A 21,852-nucleotide genomic window follows, 5' to 3' on the forward strand; every position below is an offset into this window, starting at 1 on the left:
CCTCTAGCGCTTGATCGCCGCGCGCTCGCGGTTGGCCGCACGCTTGGAGGCCGCCTTGACGACCGACGCGGTGCGATGGTCGACCTTGCGGGCGGCGAGGTCGCAGACGCTCTGGATCACCTGCACGATCACGATCAGAATGATCACCGCGACCCACATGACCTCCTCGACGCGCCGGTAGTAGCCATAGCGCACGGCGATGTCGCCAAGGCCGCCCGCGCCGATGGCACCCGCCATGGCCGTATAGCCGAGCACCGAGATGAGCACCACGGCCACACCGCGCACGATGGAGGGCAGGGCCTCGGGCAGAAGCGCCGAGAACACGATGCGCGGCACCGAGGCGCCGCAGGCCTCCACCGCCTCAACGCTCTCGCGCGGGACCTCGGCGAGCGACTGCTCAACCATGCGCGCGATAAAGGGCGAGGCGGAGAGCACGAGCGGCGGGATGGTCCCCAGAATGCCCGAGCCCGTCCCCATGATGAGGCGCGTAAAGGGGATGATAAAGACCATGAGCACGATGAACGGGAACGACCGCAGAATGTTGACGATCCATCCGAGCACGGCGTTGAGCACGGGCGCCGGGCGCAGTGACCCGGGTGCGGTGAGATAGAGGACGACGCCGAGCACGAGACCGATGGCGTACGAGATGGCCGTCGGCACGAGCACCATCACGATGGTGCTCCACGTTCCCTCGGCTAGGAGTGCGCCGTACTCGGCGATAAAGGCGTTTACGGCATCAAGCATCCCAATCAACCCTTTCGAGCAGCACCTTGGCGGCATTGGACTGGGGGTTGGCGAACACGTCCGCCACGCTCCCCTGCTCCACCACGCGTCCGTGCTCCAAGACGGCAACGTTGCGGCAGATCTTCTCGACCACGCCCATCGAGTGCGTGATCACGATCACGGTAACGCCCGTATCGCGGTTGATCTGACGCAGCAGCTTTAAGATCGTGTTGGTGCTCGCGGGGTCGAGGGCCGAGGTGGCCTCGTCGCAGAGGATGTACTCAGGGTCGCACGCGAGCGCGCGGGCGATGGCCACGCGCTGCTGCTGACCGCCCGAGAGCTGAGACGGATAGGACTGTGCCTTCTCCTTGAGGCCCACCATGTCGAGCAGCTCGAGGGCGCGCTCGCGGTTAGCCGCGGTGACTTTGCCCGTGGCCGCCAAAAACGGGAAGCACACGTTGGCGAGCACGGTCTTTTGCGCCAGCAGGCCAAAGTTCTGGAAAATCATGGCCACGCGACGGCGGTAGCTGCGCAGCGCCGCGCCGGAAAGCCCGGTGATATCCTGCCCGTCGACGATGATGCTCCCCGAGGTGGGGCGCTCGAGCAGGTTGATGCAGCGCACAAGGGTCGACTTGCCGGCACCGCTCATGCCGATGATGCCCATGATGTCGCCGTCGGCGATCGTGAGCGAGACGTTGTCGAGCGCATGGGGCGCGCCCTCGGCTGCGGCATAGGCCTTGGTGAGATTCTTGATTTCTATCACGGGAAAAACTCCGCTCGATGAGGTGGTCTCAAGTGAGGCGCGCGGTCTCCCGCCGGAGACTGCGAAGGAGGCGCCCGGTCTTTACCTGCCCGCGATGTCTCGCGGCATGACAAAGTGCCCGGGCGAGGGCATCTGCATGACCATCATCATCGTGATATGTGCGGAAGTCGTAAACATGGTGTCTAGGGTAGCAGCGCGCGGGGCCGAGCGCAACCCGCGAATGTTATCGGTTAGTTACGCCTGAGCGCACCGCAGTACCCCTCCCGCGACGCAAAACGGGCGCCCACCGCATCTAGGTAGGCGCCCGTCGCATGCCTTCGGCAGACGTGCCGTCAGAATAGGTTAGGCCGCGTTCTCGCGCGCCGCCTCCGCCTGCTTCTTGCTCGCGTTGTAGGCCTCGAGCGTCACAACGTCCTCGATGCGCAGGTTGATACCCGCGACCTCGAGGCCCGTCATGGCGGCCAAGCGCTCGGTCACGCGCTCCTTCACGTCCTCAAAGATCGCCGGCGCGTAGCAGCCGTACTCGATGATGACCGAGATGTTCACGATCACGCGGTTGTCGTCGGTGACCTCCACCGACACGCCCTTGGTGAGGTCCTTGGCGCCGAGCGTCTCCTGCACAAAGTGGATGAGGTTGCCCTTCATGCCGAGCACGTGCGGCACCTCGCGCGTGGCCATGGCCACGATCTTCTCGATCACGCCGTTGGAATAGGTGAGCGAGTCCTCGGTCTCCTCGTACTCCTCGTCATCCTCATCGTCGGACGCCTCGTCGGCCGCCGCATTCTCCGGCTCGTCTGCAGCGGGGGCAGCCTCGGTATCCGCCGCCGGCGTGACCTCGACCTCAGGGGCCTTCTCCTCAGCAGCCGCATCCTCGTCCGCAACCGCAACGCTCTCGCGCAGATCCTTCTCCTGAGCCATCGCGACTCCTCTCGCATCGGCGGCACGGGGCCGCACGGAACCTGTGGGCGCCGTCCGGGCGCTACCGGCCGCCGCGCAGAAGGCGGCGGAAGAAGTTGACGATTCCATTATCCCCATCGCGAATCTGGCCAATCACCGCGCCCACCATCACAAAGACGGCGATCACGATGGTGTCCCAGAGCCCGATGGTAAGGATGAGCACCGCGAGCACGAGCCCCACAAAGCCGTAGGTCACGGTAAAGGGGTGCCGCTTGGCGTACTCCCACGCCGTGGCGCCGAGCCCCTTGATAAAGCCGACCGCGCCGCGCAGGTCGTCGGAGGCCATGGCGTCGTGGACCGCATCCGTTGCCGTCGACCACGCGGAGCGCGCGGCGTCGCCGGCAGACGCCTCCTCTGCCTCGTCGGGCTGGGTGGGATCGGTCTCGATCGAAAGCTTGGGAATCCGCACCGAGCGGGCGTCGTCGCGTTCATCGCTCATGGGGGACCTCCTTGGTCACAACGGTGGTCTTGGCGGGCAAAAAGCGCACGCGCGCCGTAACGCCCGGGGTGCCCAGAGTCTCGGCGCAGGCGCGCTCGATGCTATGCTGAATACGTTCGGCAAGCTCGGTGAGGCCTTGGTTGGTAAACGCGATGACCTCAACGGTCGCGCGCAGCTGGTCGCGCTCCCGGCCCAGGATGCGCCCCTCGACGGACTCCACGAGCACGTCCTCGCGCTCGGCGGCGGTGCGGATGGTCGACTCGAGCGCGCCGAGCGTAACCTCGATCTCGGGGTTTCCGCCGGGGTGCATGCTCACCGGCTCGCGGCGCGAAAGAAAGACCGCGAGCACGGTGATGAGCGCACCGAGCGCGAGCACCACAAGACAGACGCCGAGCGCACCCTGCATAGTGGGGTCGTCAACGAGCCGCTCAAAGCGCGCCGTGAAGGGCCCGTAGGTGAGCCCCGTCACCACGCCGAGCACCACGATGGCAGAAAGCAGGTAGAAGAAAGCACAGATCTTCTTGATGACGCGCATGCACACCTCCCGGGCAGACGGCGCGAACGCGCGGCGTCCTTGGCCTGCGCGACCCTCTGATTATACGCGAGCCGGGCCCGCGGCGACATGCCACGGACCCGGCTTAAGGACTTTGTCATAGGTTGGCGGGGCGAGCGCTTGGCGGTACTGCGGGAGACTCGGCGGAAGCGGGCTCCTGCGAGCGCCGGTGCGGCGGGGCGCTGTCACACCTGCGCGCTGACGCGCCGAGAGCGCTTACTCCTCCTCGAGGGCGGCGATGACCTCGTCGGTCATGTCCATCGTGCTGTAGACGTCCTGGACGTCGTCGAGCTCCTCGAGACGGTCAATCAGACGCTGCACCTTCTTGGCGTCGGCGGCGGAAACGGCGGTCGGGGTCGTCGGCACCATGGTGAGCTCGGAGCCCTTGACCTCGACGCCCTGCTCCTCAAGACCATTGGAGACGGCCATGAGATCACCGGGATTGGTCCAGACGATCCACTCCTCGCCGGCGTCCTCATAATCCTCGCCACCGGCCTCGGCCACGGCCATCATGAACTCCTCCTCATCGCCAGCGGCGCCGTTGGCCATGAGGTTCTCCTTCTTGTCGTTGGGGTCGACGATCTCCTTGGCAACGACGACCTGGCCCTTGCGCTCAAACTGGAACGCCACCGAGCCCGTGGTGCCGAGGTTGCCGCCGGAGTGGCTGAAGGCGGAGCGCACGTCGGCCGCGGTGCGGTTGCGGTTATCGGTCAGGCACTCGACGTAGACCGCCACGCCCGCGGGGCCGTAGCCCTCGTAGACGATGTTCTCGTACACGGCCGCGTCGGCACCAGCGCCAAACGCTTTGTCGATGGCAGACTTGATCTTGTCCTTGGGCATCGACTGGGCCTTCGCCTTGGCGACGGCGGCGGCGAGCGACGCGTTGTTATCGGGATTGGGGTCGTTGCCCAGGCGGGCCGCAACGGTGATGTTACGGGAGAGCTTGGAGAAGAGGGCCGAGCGCTTGGCGTCCTGAGCGCCCTTGCGATGCTTGGTGGTTGCCCATTTAGAATGTCCGGACATGCAAGACTCCTTCATGTATTTGCGGCCACGGGGCGCTGAGGTGCCGAGCTGGCCCATTTGAGCATGAACTTTAGCATGATATACCGTTTGCGCGCACCGGTACAGTCCCGGCGCGCGCTGCCACGCAATATGCAAAGAGATTCGAGGCGGACGTGCGAGGCCGCCCGCCGGCGGCGGGGCCGCGTTGCCACCCGCTTCGCGCGGAGCGCGAGATCGCGCCGTTCACCGAAAATAATTTGGGTGCCATCTCCCGTTATATACATTAGTGCTTTTTGTCAAAACCGCAGTTATATAGCATCAAACATCATTGTGATTGACACTTGCATGCGGGTTGACCATCTCCTAGGATACCGCGTCATCGCGACCCAACGCATCCGGAGGCGCGGTCGCGGCCGTGTAGTTTCTTTTTTTCTCGCCGTGCGGAGAGACCGCCGGCATGGGGAGAGGAGAGGTTTCATGGGAAGCCGCTTCGGCGCATCGCAGCCCGTGTATCGCGATGCGCCCACCGCGCCATGGGAGGGCGCGACGGAGCGGGGCGACCGGCGCGAGGACGCCGACCCGCTCGACACCATCCGCAAACAGACAATCGACCAGGTACTATCGGAACTCGGCTCAAGCCGTGGAGGCCTCGCGTCCGAAGAGGCCGGCTCGCGCCAGCAAACGGCGGGCAAGAACCTCATCGAGAGCGCGAAGAAGCGATCGCCTCTTTTAGCGTTCCTCTCAAACTTTACGCACCTTATGGCCGTCCTGCTTTGGGTCGCCGGCTCCATCGCCTTTTTAGCCGGCATGCCCGAGCTCGGCGTCGCCGTATGGCTGGTAAACATCATCAACGGCGTCTTCAGCTTCTGGCAGGAGCATCGCGCGAGCCAAGCGACCGAGGCCTTAAAGAAGATGCTCCCCGCCTACGCCACCGTCATCCGCGATGGGCAGGAGCAAAAAATCCTCGCTGAGGATCTTGTCCCCGGCGATGTGATGCTTCTCGCCGAGGGAGACAAGATCTCGGCTGACGCGCGCGTCATTCAGAGCTCTGACCTGCAGGTCAACCAGTCGACGCTAAACGGCGAGTCCACCCCGTCGCGCAAGACGGCCGATGCCGTGCTCGAAGAGGGGCTCTCCGCAGCCGAGATCCCCAACCTCGTCTTCGCCGGTACGAGCGTGTCGGAGGGCAACGGGCGTGCCGTGGTCTTTCGCATCGGCATGGCGACCGAGTTTGGCAAGATCGCCAGCCTGACGCAGAACATGGAGGCCGCCGAGAGCCCGCTCACGCGCGAGCTGAATCGCCTGACCAAACAGGTCACCGTCTTCGCCATGTGCATGGGCATCGCGTTTTTCCTGCTGAGCATGCTGGTGGTGAAAGAGCCGTTTGCGAGCTCGTTCATCTTTGCGCTCGGCATGGTCGTCGCCTTTATTCCTGAGGGGCTCCTGCCCACGGTGACGCTATCGCTCGCTATGGCAGTGCAACGCATGAGTACGAGAAACGCCCTCGTCAAGAAGCTCGACTCCGTCGAGGCGCTCGGCTCCACCAGCGTTATCTGCACCGACAAGACGGGCACGCTCACACAAAACGAGATGACCGTGAACCACTTGTGGACCGCAACGCGCGAATACGAGATCAGCGGCGTCGGCTACGAGCCGCAAGGCACCATCGAGGCTGAGGGGCGCAGCTGGCGCGCCGTTGACGACGCCGACCTCGAGCTTCTGCTAGAAGGGGGACTTCTCTGCGGTAACGCGCGCCTCGCCGCACCCGAGACCGAGGGCGGCCGCTGGGAGGTCTACGGCGACCCGACGGAGGCGTGCCTCATCGTCTCCGCAGCGAAAGGCGGTATCGACCGCGCCGAGCTCGAAAAACGCATGCCGCGCATCAAGGAGCTCCCCTTTGAGAGCCGGCGCAAGCGCATGACGACGGTGCATGCCCTCGAACACCCCGTCGACGGGGCCCGACGCCTGGCGTTTGTGAAAGGCGCCCCCAACGAGGTCGTCCGGCTTTCCACCAAGGTGCGCCGAAACGGCAAAACCGTCGAGCTCGACGACGCCACGCGCGAGCGCATCATGGCGGCAAACGACACCTATGCGGCCGACGGCCTGCGCGTGCTTGCCGTAGCGTACCGCCCGCTCGATGGCATCGACGCCGATGCCGACATCCCGGCGAGCTTGAGCGACTACGATCCCGACACCATCGAGCGCAACCTCACCTTCGTGGGACTCGAGGTCATGATGGACCCGCCGCGCCCGGAGGTGGCGGCAGCCGTGGCAGAGTGCCGCCGCGCGGGCATCCGCATCGTCATGATTACCGGCGACTACGGCCTCACCGCCGCAAGTATCGCCCGGCGCCTCAAGATTGTAGAGGGAGACGACGTCTCGGTCATCTCGGGCTTTGAGCTCGCGCATATGGACGACGAGGAGCTCAAGCGCCGCCTGGCCGGGCAGGTGGTATTCGCCCGCATGGCACCCGAACAAAAGCTCCGCGTAGTGACGGCCCTTCAGGAAATGGGCGAGATCGTGGCCGTGACCGGCGACGGTGTGAACGACGCGCCAGCACTCAAGAAGGCCGACATCGGCGTCGCCATGGGCATCACGGGCACCGACGTGGCGAAGGAGGCGGCGGACATGATCCTCACCGACGACAACTTCGCCTCCATCGTCGCCGCCATCGAGGAGGGGCGCGCCGTCTACAGCAACATCCGCAAGTTCCTTCTGTATATCTTGAACTCCAATGCACCTGAGGCCGTGCCGTCAGCCGTGTACCTGCTCTCCGGCGGCGCCGTGCCGCTACCGCTCACCACGATGCAGATTCTTACGATCGACCTCGGCACCGATATGCTGCCCGCCCTCGGCCTCGGCACCGAGCCTCCCGAGGATGCCATCATGGACCAGCCCCCGCGCGATCCCCACGAGCGCCTGCTCAACCGCCATGTGCTGGTAAAGGCATTCCTCTGGTACGGCCTTATGGCATCGATCGCTGCGATGGCGGGCTACCTCGTGGTGAACCTGCTGAACGGCTGGGCGCTCGGCATGCCCCTCTTCGGTGTGGGCGATGACACCGACCCCGTCTACATCCAAGCGACGACTATGACGCTCGCAGGCATCGTCTTCGCGCAGATCGGGCAGGTCATGAACTGCCGCACGGAGCGCACGTCCGTCCTCAAGATCGGCCTATTCTCCAACCGCCGCATCTTGGTCGGCATCGTGTTCGAGGTAGCGCTCATCGTATTCCTCACGATGTTCCCGCCGCTTCAGGCCGTGTTCCACACCGCGCCGCTCGGTTGGCAGGATTACGCGTTCCTCTGCTGCATCCCGCCCGTCGTCTTTGTCATCGAGGAGGCGCGCAAGGCATGGCTTCGCCGGCGCGCCCGCCGTTAAGCCCCGTCTATAGGGAGGAGACCCTTATGAACGTCATCATCGTAGGCATCGGCTTTATGGGCACGGGCCTTGCCCAGCGCCTCATCCATCAGGGATTCGCCGTAACCGCCGTCGACCAAAACCAAGCCGCGCTCGACGCCCTCGGCACCGATTTTCCCGGCAGGCGCGTATGCGGTGTGGGCTTTGACCGCACCGTGCTCGAGCGCGCCGGCATCGAGCGCACGGACGCCGTCGTCTCGTGCATGGGGTCCGACGAAGCCAACATCGTGGTCGCCCATGTTGCCCGCTCGACCTTCCGCGTGCCCCGCGTTATCGCGCGCCTGCACGACCTCTCCAAGGCGGACACCTACCGCCGCCTCAACATCCAGACGATATCGCCCAATGCTTGGGGTATCGCCCGCACCGCCGAACTTCTCACCTACCACCACCTCGACAACGTGTACGAGGTGGGCTCTGGCGACGTGGTCTTGGTGCGCGCCGACGTACCGGCGCTGCTCGACGGCACCACGGTGCGCGAGCTCACCGCACTCGGCGAGGTGCAAATCGTGAGCGTTTCCCGCGACAACGAGACGTTTATCCCCACGCAGGGCACCGTGCTCTCCGACGGCGACATCGTCTACGCCGCCGTCGCCACGAGCGCCGCGCGCAAGTTCAAGCAGATGTTCGGCATCGCCGCATAAGGAGGACGCATCATGCAGATCATCATCGTGGGCGGCGGAAAGACCGGTTCGCACCTGGCCGCACGCCTTACCGACGACGGCGCCGCCGTCACCGTTATCGAGAACCGCCCCGAGGCAGCGCAGCGCGTGCGCACCGCCTGCCCCGCCGCCACCGTCATCGAAGGCTCCGGCGCCGACCCGCGCGTCCTCGAGCGCGCCGGCGTCCATATGGTGGACGCCGTCGCCGCCGTCACGGGCGAGGACGAGGTCAACCTCGTGGTCTCACTGCTCGCCAAGATGGAATTTTCTGTCCCGCGCGTTGTCGCCCGTGTCAACAGCCCCGCCAACGCCTGGATGTTCACGCCGGCAAACGGCGTGGATGTGGGCGTGAACCAGGCGGAGATCACCGCGCGCTTCATCATGGAGGGCATGAACGCCCGCGATGTCTACACCCTCATGCGGCTCGGGCGTGACGACCACCGCATCGTGCAGGCGACGGTTGCCCCCAAGGCGCGCGTGGCGGGGCATGCCCTCCGCGACATCGCCTTCCCGGCGGAGACCATCGTGGTGGGTATCGACCACGAGGGCACGCTTGCCGTCCCCAACGGCGACACCGTGCTCGCCCCTGGCGACGAGGCCGTACTCTTCACCACCGACGGGAGCACCGACGAGCTGCGCCGCCTGTTCTCGTAAGGGTGCTCGGAACATACGGCGCGCACGCCCGCCTGCCGCGCGCGCCGTATAGGGGACGGGGCACGGGAGCTGCCGCGCATTCCGCGCAAGACAGCCAGCGTGCCCCGTCCCCGTATCTATTCGTATATCCAGCCCCTGTTCCCAAGGGGGCCGGTGCCGTAGGTGTCGGTACGTCACCCCACGTAATCGCGCTGGGGCCGTTTGAGGCGCAGCGCGACGATCAGCACGGCGACGCCCGCGACCACGAGCGGCAAGCTCAAAAGCTGCCCCATGGTGATGACACCGCCCAACAGGTACCCGAGCTGCGCATCGGGTACGCGCACAAATTCGACCAAGATGCGCGCGACACCGTACCCTATGAGAAAGATGCCGAGGAACGTCCCCTGCGGCAGCGTCGGCTTCTTGCGGCTCAAGAGATAGAGCACCAAAAAGAGGACCACACCCTCGAGCAGAGCCTCATAGAGCTGGGAGGGATGGCGCGGCACCTCGCCCGCCGCCCCGCCAAAGACCACGCCCCAGGGCAGGTCGGTCGGCTTGCCCCAAAGCTCGCCGTTTACAAAGTTGGCGCAGCGTCCGAGCGCCAGGGCGATGGGCGCGCCGATCACGGCGAGGTCGGCGATGGTCCAAGGCGAGATACGCATCACGCGACAGGCGATGAACCCGCCCACGATGCCGCCCACGAGCCCGCCGTGAAAGCTCATGCCGCCGTGGTTGGTCATGAGGATCTCCCACGGGTGCGTCCAGTAGTAGCCATCTCCGTAAAAGACCACGTAAAAGAGGCGCGCGCCGACTACGAGCCCAAAGAACACCGCAAAGACCACCATCGACAGGTCGTCGCCCGTGAGGCTGAGCCCCCAGCGCCGCTGGGTGCGCCACATCACGAGCGCGGTGAGCGCCGTGCCCACCACGTAGGCCAAGCCATACCAGTAGATGGTGATGGGCCCCGCCGAGAACGCGACGGGGTCCAGCATCTGGTAGAGATCGTTGAGCACCGGGCGACCTTAGAACGGCGTGTACTCGTCGTAGAGGTCGCTCGCGCCGGCCTGACCGAGGTCGTTTACGGCCACAACGCGCGTAACGCCCGGGACGTTCTCCTTGAGGATGCGCTCGATGCCCATCGAGAGGGTGAGCTGGCTCATGGGGCATCCCGCGCAGTGGCCGGTGAGCTCGAGCGAGACCTCGCCCTCGTCGTCGACCCCGCGGTAGATCATGTCGCCGCCGTCGGCCTGCAGGTTGGGACGGATCTGGTCGAGAACCTTAACCAGCAGCTCTTCGTTAACCGCCACGTTGGCTCCTTTCTGTATACGAGCGCCGCCCGAGGGCCGCGCGATCGCGCTAACGTGATGTGCGTATGGTACTACAAGCCGCTTGGCGCGCCGCGCGCGACCGCCGCGGCGAGCCCGCTGCCGCGCTTGGGGCGCGGTACCTGTGGACAAACGATGGAGCCGCCGGGCGTAAGGTTCGCATCAGGTTCCGGGTGCATCATGCAGGTGTCGGCGCGATACAGCCTTCCCCATCCCGCGCCGATTCGGCAGGCGCCCGCTCGCACGCCCTCCCCCATCCCAAGGGCGCGGCACGGGCGCTTTTTGCCGTAGGGCTGAGCAACGGCCGCAGCCGGCACCCCGCGCTGCCGGCGCGGCAGTGCCGCAAGGCCGCTGGCGACGACGGCGGGCGTGGGCCCCACCGCTACCCCAGCAAGCCGCCCGCCGCGGTGGCGAGCGCCACAACTACGCCCACGATGGACTCGCCACCCAACACACCGGACGCTATGACGATTCCCGCCTCATCCGCCTCCTCGCGCGCCGCGCCGCGCGCGGCCTGCAGACGGTCCCACCCAAGACGCACAAGCGCGCCAAGAACCGTGGTGAGCGTCATATAAAAGGGCAGGTAAACGCCCAGGCCGAGCATCATCGAGGGAATGCCTGCAACATAGAGCACCCCGCCCGCCGCAAGCCCGAGCACAAACGCCGGCACGCTCGGAATGCCCGCCACCATGGTGGCGACCACGTTGGCCTGCGCCGAGACAAAGAGGGCATCCGGACCAAACGCGTTCGGCCCATACGCCGCCACAAGCGCGACGAGCACCGCCACGGCCACGCCCGTGCCGAGGAGCGCGCCAATCACCTGCCCGATCCACAGCACGTGCGGGTCGGTCCCGATAATCTGCCCCGTTTTGAAGTCGCTCATCACGTCGCCCGCGAGACCGCAGGCAACGGCGATCACGCCCGCCACAAAGAAGAGCTGCACCTGCGTGGTACTCGAGAGCGCCGCCACCATGAGCAGCACGATGAGCCCAAAGATCTCCATGGGGTCGATGCCCGACTGACCAACGGACTGCGCGCTCATGACCGCAGTCACGAACGAGAGCGTAACGATCACCGCACATGCCACGGGTGGAAGACGCAGGACAAAGGCGAGAACGAGCGCCGCGGCCGCCACCATGAGGGCCAAAAGCCCGGGACGTTCCGTCAACCAGGCAAAGCGGACGCGGCCGGCGCGCTCCCCCGCCTTCTCGGGCCAGCGGGCCGCCTCCACGTGCCCCGCACCGCGCCCGACGCTGCGACGGCGCCCGCGCCCAAGCACGTGCGCAAGGATGACGTCCTTGAACACCACGCCCACACCGGCGCCCATCATGAGCCCCATGCCAAGGCTCGACACAATGCCCTGTGCCGCGGATACATTCCAGAGCCCCAGCGCCGTGCCGCCCGTCACGATCCCGAGCCAACCAGCCACGGCACCAAATGCCCACCACGCCATCGAGCGGCGTCCCGCAAGAAATCCCACGGCAAGGCGCATCGGCGAGTTCTGGATGCCGAGCGCCACACCCGGCAGCGCCGACGACGAGATAAGCGCGGGCATAAGGCCCAAGATGTCGCGTGCCACGCCCCACAGGCCTGCGAGTGCCATGGACGCAAAGAGCCGTCGGCCAGTCTCGCCGCCCGCGCGGCTCGCTATCAGAGTCTCGGCCGCCGCCGTGCCGATGGGATACGGCAGATCGGACTGCTCAACAAAACGCCGGCGGATCACCGAGGTGCACACGAGCCCCAGGAGCGTGCCCGCGAGCGCCACGGCGAGCATCTCGCCCCAGCTCACCTCGTCGGCAAGGCCCAAGATCCAGACGCCGGGGATGGTAAAGGCAAGACCGCCCGCAACCATTGAACCCGCGGACATGATGACCTGGGTGATATTCGCTTCGTTAAGGCTTGTGTTTCCCACGGCGCGCAACAGCACGAGCGCTGTGATGGAGGTAAAGATCGTCGGCCAGGGAAGAGACCCCATCTTAAGGGCCGTGTAGACCGATGAAGCGGTAATGACGACGCAGCCCACGCAGCCGATAAGGATACCGGCGGCGCTGAGCTGCCCGCGCAGGCTGGCGCGCGTGGCAGGTTTCTGCATAAGTGCTCCCTCGTATATCCGCTCCCCCTAAAGCGGGGAGTCGGGTTACGGCAATGCCTGCCCAGTATAGCCGAGCCACCGGGGCGTCTGCCGTACAATGTTTGGCGGGAAGGAACCCTGCACCGTTACGTTGCGCGTCCGAGGAGGACCGATGCCCGATACCGCTACGCAGCACGTGCTCACCGTCGACGTGGGCAATACCACCACCCGCCTCGGGCTCTTCTGCGTGCGCGGCGCGAGGCGGCGCGGTGCTGGCGCCGGTGCCAACGCCGCGACGCCCGACCTCCTGGGCACCTGCGAGCTCACAACCCCGGCGCGCATCACCTCCGACGAGGCGCGCATCCAGGTTGCGCAGGCGCTCCACGTGCTACCAAGCGCCGAGGTCAACGGCGCCATGCTCTCGTGCGTGGTCCCCGCACTCACCGAGACCTGGCGGCGCGCGCTCGAGGTGCTCTCGCCCACGCGACCGCTTGTGGTGGGACCCGGCCTTAAGACCGGCGTGCGTATGCGCTATGACGACCCCTCCGAGGTTGGCCCCGACCGCATTGCGGACGTGGTGGCGGCGCGCTCCGCCTACGGGACACCCGTCGTGGTGGTTGACCTGGGAACGACCACCAACTTTGAGGTCGTCGATGCAACTGGCACCTTTGCCGGCGGCATCATCGCCCCGGGCATTGCGCTCGGTGCGCAGGCGCTCGCCCAGGCGGCCGCGCGCCTGCCGCAGATCGAACTCGCCGCACCGGCGCACGTCATAGGCACGAGCACGCGCGCCGCCATGCAGTCGGGTGTGGTCTTTGGCGAGGTCGCGCGTATCGACGGGCTGCTTACTGCCCTCATGGCTGAGCTTGGCGAGGAGGCTCCCGTGGTGCTCACCGGCAGCGACGGTGAGCGTATCCAGCCGCTTCTTCGCCACACGGCAACCGTGGACGAAACCCTCACGCTCCGCGGGCTCGCGCTGCTTTGGCAGAACAACCGCCGGTAACGAGGCGGCCCGCAGCGAATCGAGCTTGATGCTACGCTGGTATGCATTTTTAGCTCGGGATATGCAGAGTTATGTATGGATCCGCCAGCCGCGATCTTGTCGGGGCGCAAACGGCCGGCCCATGGTCAAAATCCCGAGAAATCAACGATTCCAGGGGCCGCACCGGACGCATGGCGAGCGGGCGGGCGCGTGCCGATACCAAAACCGCAGGTCGCGTTTTATGCATAGCCGCTACCCGATGGCCGAATCGTTGATTTCTCCGAATTTTGACCACCCGGGACATCCCTGCAAGCAAAACGAGAGCAGCAGCTGCCCCACTTGGCTGGATATGAGGTGTCAACCCGACGAGAATGCCACATCGCCGGGAAGGTGCGTCTGCGACGGCGGGGCGCCCCGCTGGCGGATTGACAAACCGTAGCGAAACTTCGCCACGCCCCGAAATTCCACCACGCATCGTCAATCTATCGGACCGAGCGACGCCCCCGTCTGACGAACCGCCGCAGAACTTCGCGGCGGCGCCGAGTACCACCGCAGATCGTCAAACGAGAAGCCGACAACCCGTCCAAGATTGACCAAGCGCAGGGAAACCGAAGCGCCGCGCACCCGACAACCGGTTGCGCGGCGCTTCGTCAAACTATCCAGTGGTGGACGAGTGAGCCCCAGAGGTGCGATGTCCGGCCCCAGGGGCTCCGTCCGGATTCCCCGGGTGCCGCAGACCGCCGCGAACGAGGAGGGCATAGGCCTTCGCGCCATGCCCGACGAGTGAACGGCGAGGTGCGGTGCCCGGGGAAGCCTGGCTAGACGTAGAAGAGGATGTCGTCGTAGGTCGGCACCGGCCAGTAGTCCTCAGCGACGATCTCCTCCATGGCGTCCACGGTCATGCGCAGCGCCTCCATAGCGGGCGCGACCTCGTGCGCGTAGCAGTTGGCCTGCTCCTGCGCATCCACGATGGCCTCTGCCTTGGTGTGCACCGAGACGAGCGCCGCTATGGCCTCGTTGATGTGCGTGATGCCGTCGCAAAGCGCGTTCAGCGTCTTCTGCTCCCACTCCATGGCGGCGTCGGCGCCCGCGGCGCGGATGGTCTCCAGACCCTTGGCAACCTTGGTGGCGTACGCGGTGATGACGGGACGATACGTGCGGCGCGCCTCGCGCACCATGGTCGTGGCCTCGATGTTCATGAGCTTGTTGTACTTCTCGAGCTTGGCCTCGTAGCGGCTGAAGGCCTCGGTCTCGCTGAGCACGCCCATGCGCTCCCACAGCGCCACGTTCTTGGGCGCAATCATGGCAGGCAGCGCATCGGCCGTGGTGCGCAGGTTGGCCAGGCCGCGGCGCTCGGCCTCGACCTGCCACTCCTCGGAGTAGCCGTCGCCCGAGAAGAGGATGCGGCGGTGCTCGTTCAGGCTCTTCTTGCAGTACTCGAGCGCCGCGTCGGCAAAGTCGTCCACGGCCACGCCCTCGAGCGCGTCGGCAAAGTGCATGAGCGCCTCGGCTACAGCGGTGTCGAGCACGAGGTTGCAATCGCTTGGGTTGGCCTCGGAGCCCACCGCGCGGAACTCAAACTTGTTGCCGGTAAAGGCGAAGGGCGAGGTGCGGTTGCGGTCGGTGTTGTCCTGCTGGAGCTTGGGCAGCACGTCGGCGCCCAGGTCGAGCACGCCGTGCTGCGCGTGCACGGAGGCCTTGCCGTCCATGATCTTCTGCACGACCTCGGTGAGCTGGTCGCCCAAGAAGATCGAGATGATCGCCGGGGGCGCCTCGTTAGCGCCCAGACGGTGATCGTTGCCGCACGAGGCGGCCGACATGCGCAGAAGGTCCTGGTAGTTGTCCACAGCCTCGATCACCGCAGTGAGGAAGACCACAAACTGCAGGTTCTCGAGCGGGGTATCGCCGGGATCGAGCAGGTTCTCGTCCTCGGTAGCGAGCGACCAGTTGTTGTGCTTGCCCGAGCCGTTGATGCCCTCAAAGGGCTTCTCGTGCAGCAGGCACACAAGGTCGTGGCGGCTCGCGATGAGCTTCATCTTCTCCATGATGAGGAGGTTGTTGTCCACGGCCTGGTTGAGATCGGAGTAGACGGGAGCGAGCTCGTGCTGGCAGGGAGCGACCTCGTTGTGCTTGGTCTTGGAGGGAATGCCGAGCGCCCAGAGTTCGTTGTCGAGGTCCTTCATGTACTTGGAGACCGAGGGGCGGATGGCGCCGAAGTAGTGCTCCTCGAGCTCCTGGCCCTTGCAGGGCGGCGCGCCAAAGAGCGTGCGCCCGCAGATGACGAGGTCACGGCGACGGCGGTAGGCATCCTTCTTGATGATGAAGTACTCCTGCTCATCGCCCACCGAGGGAACAACGCGCTTGGGATATTTGCCAAAGAGCGCGAGCACGCGCTTGGCCTGGGTGTCGAGCACCTTCATCGAGCGTAGAAGCGGGGTCTTCTTGTCGAGCGCCTCACCGTTGTAGGAGCAAAACGCCGTGGGGATGCAGAGCACGTCGTCTTTGATGAAGGCCGGGCTCGTGGGGTCCCAAGCGGTGTAGCCGCGCGCCTCAAAGGTCGCACGCAGGCCGCCGTTGGGGAAGCTCGACGCATCGGGCTCGCCCTTGATGAGCGCCTTGCCGGTGAACTTGGTGATGGCCGTGCCGTCGCCCACGGGCTCGAGGAAGCTGTCGTGCTTCTCGCTCGTAATGCCCGAGAGTGGCTGGAACCAGTGCGCGTAGTGGGTGGCGCCCTGCTCGAGCGCCCAGGTCTTCATGGCGTGCGCGACGGCGTTGGCCACGTCGAGGTCGAGCGGCTCGCCCCCCTCGATGGTGGCGAAGAGACGCTTCCACACGTCCTTGGGGAGGTACTCCTTCATCACGTGCTCGGAGAACACCTTGGTTCCGTAGCGCTCGGTCAGATTCGCCATGCGTGAGCTCCCTTCATCGTGGCGGCACGGCACAACACACCCGCGGAACGCTGGTAGAGGGGCCGATCGCCCGGTGCCGCCCGGAGCCGTCGCGCGGCACCGGGTGCACGGGCCCGCCCGAACGCGCCGTCGCGAGCGTGTTGCCGGTGCAAAACATACTGCAAAGGGTACACGAGCGCGCCCGCACGCAGGGCGGCAACACGGTGGGCTCGCAAAAAATCATCGCCCGCGGGGTTATCGCTGCCGCACGAACCCCAATCCGCGAGGTCGCGGGGCATTGCCGCAGCCGCCAGGCCAAGCGCACGCGCCCGACCGGGGTCGAAACGAAGCGGAAACACGCTTGCAAACCGACGGCAACCGGACGGAAAACCCGCCGCAACCCGCAACCCCTACGATGGGCGGGCTGCAGTCTCGCTCTCGGGCTGCCGGGTGTCGGCAATCGCGCGCCGGCCCGACCGCACCCGGCAGAGCTCGGCCGGCGCCGCCAGCTCAACGTGTCGACCTGCCCGGCGCCACCAACCCGGCCCCGCCGAGAAGCCAGACCGCCCCTGACCCCCAAGTACCCTGTGGAGGACCCATGTCAACCACCAACGCCCCGCGCACCCTCTACCGCCCCGAGTTCGAGCATGACGCCTGCGGCATCGGCGCCCTGGCCGCGCTCGACGGCGTGCGCAGCCACCAGATCCTCGACGACGCGCTCTCGGTGCTCGTCAACCTCGAGCACCGCGGCGGCACCGGCTTGGAGAAGAACACCGGCGACGGCGCGGGCATCCTCTTTCAGATCCCGCACCACTTCTTCCGCAAAGAGGCTCAGAAGGAGGGCCAGCTTCTCCCCGCCGAGGGCGACTACGGCGTGGCGATGCTCTTTCTCCCCCAGGATCCGCAGGGCGTGCGCGACGCGCGGCGCCTCTTTGAGGACGGCTGCGCCGCCTCGAGCGTGCCCGTGCTCTTTTGGCGCGAGGTCCCCGTCGACCCGCACGACCTCGGTGAGACGGCGCGGGCCTGCATGCCCACCATCGTCCAGGCGTTTCTGGCGCGCCCGAAGGAGGTCGAGCCGGGCGACGACTTTGAGCGGCGCCTCTACGTGTGCCGCCGCACCATCGAGAAGCGCGCCCGGGCTGCCCACGAGCTTCAGGGCAAGATCTTCTACGTGTGCTCGATGAGCGCCCGGACCATCGTCTACAAGGGCATGCTCGTGGCCACCCAGATGCGCCGGTTCTTTACCGACCTCAACGACGCCGCCGTCAAAACCGCCGTCGCGCTCGTGCACTCGCGCTACTCCACCAACACCACCCCCAGCTGGGAGCGGGCGCACCCCAACCGCTTCATCATCCACAACGGCGAGATCAACACCCTTAAGGGCAACGTCAACTGGATCCGTGCGCGCGAGCCCAACCTCTACAGCCCCGTGCTGCAGGGCGACCTTGAGCGGGTGCTCCCCATCATCGACCGCGAGGGCTCCGACTCCGCGATCCTCGACAACGTGCTCGAGTTTTTGGTGATGAACGGCCGGCCCCTCACCCGCGCCGTCTCGATGCTCATGCCCGAGCCCTGGGACCGCGCCGACGAGCTCCCGGCGGCGCGCCGGGCCTACGACGCCTACCAGTCGATGCTCATGGAGCCCTGGGACGGCCCGGCGGCGATTGCCTTTACCGATGGGCGCACGCTCGGCGCCGCGCTCGACCGCAACGGCCTGCGCCCCGCGCGCTACTACGTGACGCGCGACGACCGCTTCCTGTTAGCCTCGGAGGTCGGGGCGATTGAGATCGACCCCGCCAACGTTCTCTCCACGGGCTGCCTCGGCCCGGGCGAGATGCTCGAGCTTGAGCTCGGGAGCGGACGCATCCGCTACAACGACGAGATCCGCGGGGAGATGGCAAAGCTCAAGCCGTTTGCCGACTGGATCGCCGACGAGACGCTCTCGCTCGCCGACCTCGATGCGCCCGCGGCGGCGCGCGAGCCCGCCCCCGACGCCGGGATGGACCCCACCGTGGAGGCCATGAAGCTCGCCCTGCACTGGGACGACCTCGAGGAGGTGCTCCGCCCCATGGCCGAGACGGGCGCCGTGCCGCTCGCCTCGATGGGTATCGACGCGCCGCTCGCATGCCTCTCGCTCAAGACCCGCTCGTTCTTTGACTACTTCTACCAGCTGTTTGCGCAGGTCACCAACCCGCCCATCGACGCCCTGCGCGAGCGCATGGTAACCTCCACCGTGCTCTACCTCGGCAACCACGGCAACCTCCTCGAGGACTCGCGCGCCTCCTGCCGGCTCATCCGGCTCGACGCTCCGCTCCTCACCGAGGTGGAGTTCCGCCGCATCGTGGACATCCGCCGCACCGGCTTTAAGACCGGGGTCTTTCGGGCGGTCTTTCGGCGGGGCGACGGCGCGGGCGCGCTCGAACAGGCGCTCGACGACCTCACCGCCCAGGTATGCGAGGCCGTGCGCGGCGGCGGCGTGAACATCGTGGTCATCTCCGACCGCGCCGGCGCGGGCGAGGCTCCCATCCCCTCGCTCTTGGCGGTGGGCGCGGTGCACAACGCCCTCATCCGCTCGGGCCTGCGTACCTTTGCCGACCTGGTGGTGGAGTGCGGCGACGCGCTCTCGGCACACGACTTTGCCGCGCTCGTGAGCTACTCGGCGAGCGGGATCTTTCCCTACCTGGCGCACGCGCGCATCCGTCAGATGGCTGCCGAGGGCAACCTCTCCGCCCCGGACGGGCGCGCACTCACGGCCGAGGAGGGTATCGAGCGCTACAACCGCGCCGCGGTTGGGGGCATCGTTCCCATCATGTCCAAAATGGGCATCTCCACGGTGCAGAGCTACCACTCGGCACAGATCTTTGAGGCGGTGGGCCTCTCGGATGAGCTCATCGACCGCTACTTCACGGGCACGGTCTCGCGCGTAGGTGGCCTCGGCATAGCCGAGGTTGAACGGGAGCTCTGCGAGCGCTACGACCAGGCGATGGCGCACGCTGCCAGCTCGCCCGCGCCGGACGCCCTCCCCACGCTCGGGCTCACCACATGGCGCCCGCAGAGAGGCGAAGACCACCTCATCGACCCCGACACCATCTACCTGCTGCAGCAGGCCGTGCGGCAAGACTCCTACGAGACCTTCCTCGCCTACAGCGAGCACGTGCACCGCGCCGGGCGGGCCGTGCGCCTGCGCGACCTCCTCGACTTTGACGCCGCGGGACGCACCCCTGTGCCACTCGAGGCGGTTGAGAGCGCCCGCTCGATCGTGCGCCGCTTCAACACGGGCGCCATGAGCTACGGCTCGATCAGCAAAGAGGCGCACGAGTGCATGGCCATCGCCATGAACCGCCTGCACGGCCGCTCCAACTCGGGCGAGGGCGGCGAGGACCCACGGCGCGAGACGCCGCTCGCCAATGGCGACTCGACGCGCTCGGCCATCAAGCAGGTGGCCTCGGGACGCTTTGGCGTGACGAGCCGCTACCTGAGCTCGGCGACCGAGATCCAGATCAAGATGGCCCAGGGCGCCAAGCCCGGCGAGGGCGGCCATCTGCCCGGTAAGAAGGTCTACCCCTGGATTGCTCGCGTGCGCCAGTCGACCCCGGGCATCGGGCTCATCTCGCCGCCGCCCCACCACGACATCTACTCCATCGAGGACCTCGCTGAGCTCATCTTTGACCTCAAGTGCGCCAACCCCAATGCCCGCGTGTCGGTCAAGCTCGTCTCCGAGGCGGGCGTGGGCACCATCGCCACCGGTGTGGCCAAGGGCGCGGCCGACAAGATCCTCATCTCGGGTCACAACGGCGGCTCGGGCGCGGCCCCGCGCGACTCCATCTGGCACGCGGGTCTACCGCTTGAGCTGGGACTGGCCGAGACGCAGCAGACGCTTTTGCAAAACGGCCTGCGCAGCCGCATTGTGCTCGAGGCCGACGGCAAGCTCATGGACGGCACCGACGTGGCCGTGGCCTGCCTGCTCGGAGCCGAGGAGTTCGGCTTTGCCACCATGCCGCTCATCGCCATGGGCTGCCTTATGCAGCGCGACTGCCACCAGGACACCTGCCCGGCGGGCATCGCCACGCAGAACTGCCGGCTGCGCCACCGCTTTGCCGGCAAGCCCGAGCACGTCGAGCGCTTTATGCTCTTTGTGGCCGAGCAGCTGCGCGGCGTGATGGCGCGCCTTGGGTTCCGCACGGTTGAGGAGATGGTCGGCCACCCCGAGTGCCTGCGCCAGGTGACGGTGCCCGGCAACTGGAAGACGAGCCTGCTGGACCTCTCGGCGGTGCTCGCCCCCGGCAGCTGCGAGTTTGGTGCCTACATCCCCGGTGCCGACGCCCCGCACATGCTGCCCGAGATGGCCGCCGACTCCGGGCTCGAGCGCACCCTCGACGCCACGCTCTTCATCCCGCTCACGGCCTCGGCGCGGCGCCACCTCACCCCGGTGCGCTTTCACGCCGACATCGCTAACATCAACCGCTGCGTGGGTACCATGCTCGGCCATGCCGTTACCGCCGCGCATCCTGAGGGGCTGCCCGACGGATCGATCACCGTGGACTGCAGCGGGTCGGCCGGGCAGAGCTTTGGCGCCTTCCTGCCGGCGGGCATCACCCTCAACGTGATCGGCGACGCCAACGACTACTTTGGCAAGGGCCTCTCGGGCGGCGTGGTGACGGTCAGGCCCTCGGAGCGCGCGAGCTACAAGTTTGACGAGAACATCATCGTGGGCAACGTCGCCTTTATGGGGGCAACAGGCGGGCGCGGCTTTGTGAACGGCCTGGCCGGCCAGCGCTTTGCCGTGCGCAACTCGGGTGCCACCCTGGTGGCCGAGGGCGTGGGCGCCCACGGCTGCGAGTACATGACGGGCGGGCGCGTGCTCGTGCTGGGCGAGGTCGGACCCAACTTTGCCGCCGGCATGACGGGCGGCACGGCCTTTGTGTACGACGAGTTCGGCACGCTCGAGCGCCGTGTGAACCCCGGCACCGTGACGCTCAGGCGCCCCACCGAGCGCGAGCTCGCCGAGATTCGCGCGCTCATCGAGGAGCACGTGCGCACCACGCAGAGCCCGCGCGGCATCAAGATGCTCTACCGCTTTGACGCGATCGCGGACGACTTTGTGACGGTCATCCCCACCGAGTACGAGCGCGTCATGGCGATCGTGGCCGAGGCCGAGCGCACCGGCGCCACGCACGATGAGGCGCTCGAGCTGGCGTTTGAGCGGGTAACTCGGTAGGACGGCGGGCCGGCGGGCATCCGGGCGGGCTCGGCGCGGCGGTCGGCGCGAACGGAGCGCCCCGCCTGAACTCGGGCCGCGGACCTTGGGGCTCCGGCGGGCGTACGGCCGACACAGGCAACTCCACCGGCCGGCCCGCGCCAACGCCCCGCAGCGCGACTTCATACACACGACCCTTCCAGCACGTCCCCTTCAGTACGACCTTCTCTGCACGACCCC

At 66.7% G+C, this 21,852-nt stretch carries 16 protein-coding genes; 5 read left to right on the forward strand and 11 right to left on the reverse strand.

Features of this window, described 5'->3' with window-relative positions:
• Positions 1 to 3: 3 nt before the first annotated feature.
• From B5G20_RS03020 to B5G20_RS03045, 6 genes are all read right to left on the reverse strand, one after another.
• Complete coding sequence (locus B5G20_RS03020; protein ID WP_087354932.1) at positions 4 to 744, reverse strand: methionine ABC transporter permease; 741 nt, start codon at positions 742 to 744, stop codon at positions 4 to 6.
• Positions 737 to 1,486: a methionine ABC transporter ATP-binding protein gene (locus B5G20_RS03025; protein WP_087354934.1), complete on the reverse strand. Its 750-nt coding sequence runs from the start codon at positions 1,484 to 1,486 to the stop codon at positions 737 to 739. Before B5G20_RS03025 ends, B5G20_RS03020 begins: the two co-directional genes overlap by 8 nt.
• A gap of 342 nt (positions 1,487 to 1,828) precedes the next feature.
• Complete coding sequence (locus B5G20_RS03030; protein WP_087354935.1) at positions 1,829 to 2,404, reverse strand: Asp23/Gls24 family envelope stress response protein; 576 nt, start codon at positions 2,402 to 2,404, stop codon at positions 1,829 to 1,831.
• Between the two features lie 61 nt (positions 2,405 to 2,465).
• Positions 2,466 to 2,882, reverse strand: coding sequence for a DUF2273 domain-containing protein (locus B5G20_RS03035; RefSeq protein ID WP_087354938.1), 417 nt, complete (start codon positions 2,880 to 2,882; stop codon positions 2,466 to 2,468).
• The gene (gene amaP / locus B5G20_RS03040) at positions 2,872 to 3,417 is read right to left on the reverse strand and encodes an alkaline shock response membrane anchor protein AmaP (RefSeq protein WP_087354940.1); all 546 of its coding nucleotides are present in this window, start codon (positions 3,415 to 3,417) and stop codon (positions 2,872 to 2,874) included. Before amaP ends, B5G20_RS03035 begins: the two co-directional genes overlap by 11 nt.
• Before the next feature lie 234 nt (positions 3,418 to 3,651).
• Entirely contained in the window at positions 3,652 to 4,458 is an 807-nt protein-coding gene (locus B5G20_RS03045) for a YebC/PmpR family DNA-binding transcriptional regulator (protein ID WP_087354941.1), read from the reverse strand.
• Positions 4,459 to 4,914: 456 nt separating this feature from the next.
• Between B5G20_RS03045 and B5G20_RS03050 the strand changes: the two genes are divergently transcribed.
• From B5G20_RS03050 to B5G20_RS03060, 3 genes are read left to right on the forward strand one after another with little or no spacing between them, the layout of a single operon-like run.
• Positions 4,915 to 7,818 carry a cation-transporting P-type ATPase gene (locus B5G20_RS03050; protein ID WP_087354943.1) on the forward strand — a complete coding sequence of 968 codons (2,904 nt, stop codon included), beginning with the start codon at positions 4,915 to 4,917 and terminating at the stop codon, positions 7,816 to 7,818.
• Between the two features lie 26 nt (positions 7,819 to 7,844).
• Complete coding sequence (locus B5G20_RS03055; protein ID WP_087354945.1) at positions 7,845 to 8,498, forward strand: TrkA family potassium uptake protein; 654 nt, start codon at positions 7,845 to 7,847, stop codon at positions 8,496 to 8,498.
• Positions 8,499 to 8,510: 12 nt separating this feature from the next.
• Entirely contained in the window at positions 8,511 to 9,170 is a 660-nt protein-coding gene (locus B5G20_RS03060) for a TrkA family potassium uptake protein (protein ID WP_087354947.1), read from the forward strand.
• Positions 9,171 to 9,343: 173 nt separating this feature from the next.
• On the opposite strand, the gene lgt is transcribed toward B5G20_RS03060, so the two are convergent.
• The 4 genes from lgt to B5G20_RS03075 form a co-directional block, all read right to left on the reverse strand.
• Positions 9,344 to 10,162, reverse strand: coding sequence for a prolipoprotein diacylglyceryl transferase (lgt, locus tag B5G20_RS03065; protein ID WP_087354949.1), 819 nt, complete (start codon positions 10,160 to 10,162; stop codon positions 9,344 to 9,346).
• Between the two features lie 9 nt (positions 10,163 to 10,171).
• Positions 10,172 to 10,456: a NifU family protein gene (locus tag B5G20_RS03070; RefSeq protein ID WP_087354951.1), complete on the reverse strand. Its 285-nt coding sequence runs from the start codon at positions 10,454 to 10,456 to the stop codon at positions 10,172 to 10,174.
• A 71-nt stretch (positions 10,457 to 10,527) separates the two neighbouring features.
• A complete protein-coding gene (locus tag B5G20_RS10125) occupies positions 10,528 to 10,854 on the reverse strand; it encodes a hypothetical protein (protein WP_143750205.1) in 327 nt (108 codons plus the stop codon).
• 2 nt (positions 10,855 to 10,856) lie between these two features.
• Positions 10,857 to 12,566, reverse strand: coding sequence for an OPT/YSL family transporter (locus tag B5G20_RS03075; protein ID WP_087354953.1), 1,710 nt, complete (start codon positions 12,564 to 12,566; stop codon positions 10,857 to 10,859).
• Positions 12,567 to 12,717: 151 nt separating this feature from the next.
• On the opposite strand from B5G20_RS03075, the gene B5G20_RS03080 reads away from it, so the two are divergent.
• Positions 12,718 to 13,548, forward strand: coding sequence for a type III pantothenate kinase (locus tag B5G20_RS03080; protein WP_087354955.1), 831 nt, complete (start codon positions 12,718 to 12,720; stop codon positions 13,546 to 13,548).
• Between the two features lie 797 nt (positions 13,549 to 14,345).
• On the opposite strand, the gene B5G20_RS03085 is transcribed toward B5G20_RS03080, so the two are convergent.
• Positions 14,346 to 16,436, reverse strand: a complete 2,091-nt coding sequence (locus B5G20_RS03085) for a glutamine synthetase III (protein ID WP_087354957.1) — start codon at positions 16,434 to 16,436, stop codon at positions 14,346 to 14,348.
• Positions 16,437 to 17,013: 577 nt separating this feature from the next.
• Between B5G20_RS03085 and gltB the strand changes: the two genes are divergently transcribed.
• A complete protein-coding gene (gene gltB, locus B5G20_RS03090; protein WP_087354958.1) occupies positions 17,014 to 21,633 on the forward strand; it encodes a glutamate synthase large subunit in 4,620 nt (1,539 codons plus the stop codon).
• The last annotated feature ends 219 nt before the right edge of the window (positions 21,634 to 21,852 follow it).

This window comes from Collinsella sp. An7 (assembly GCF_002159335.1).
Taxonomy (GTDB): domain Bacteria; phylum Actinomycetota; class Coriobacteriia; order Coriobacteriales; family Coriobacteriaceae; genus Coprousia.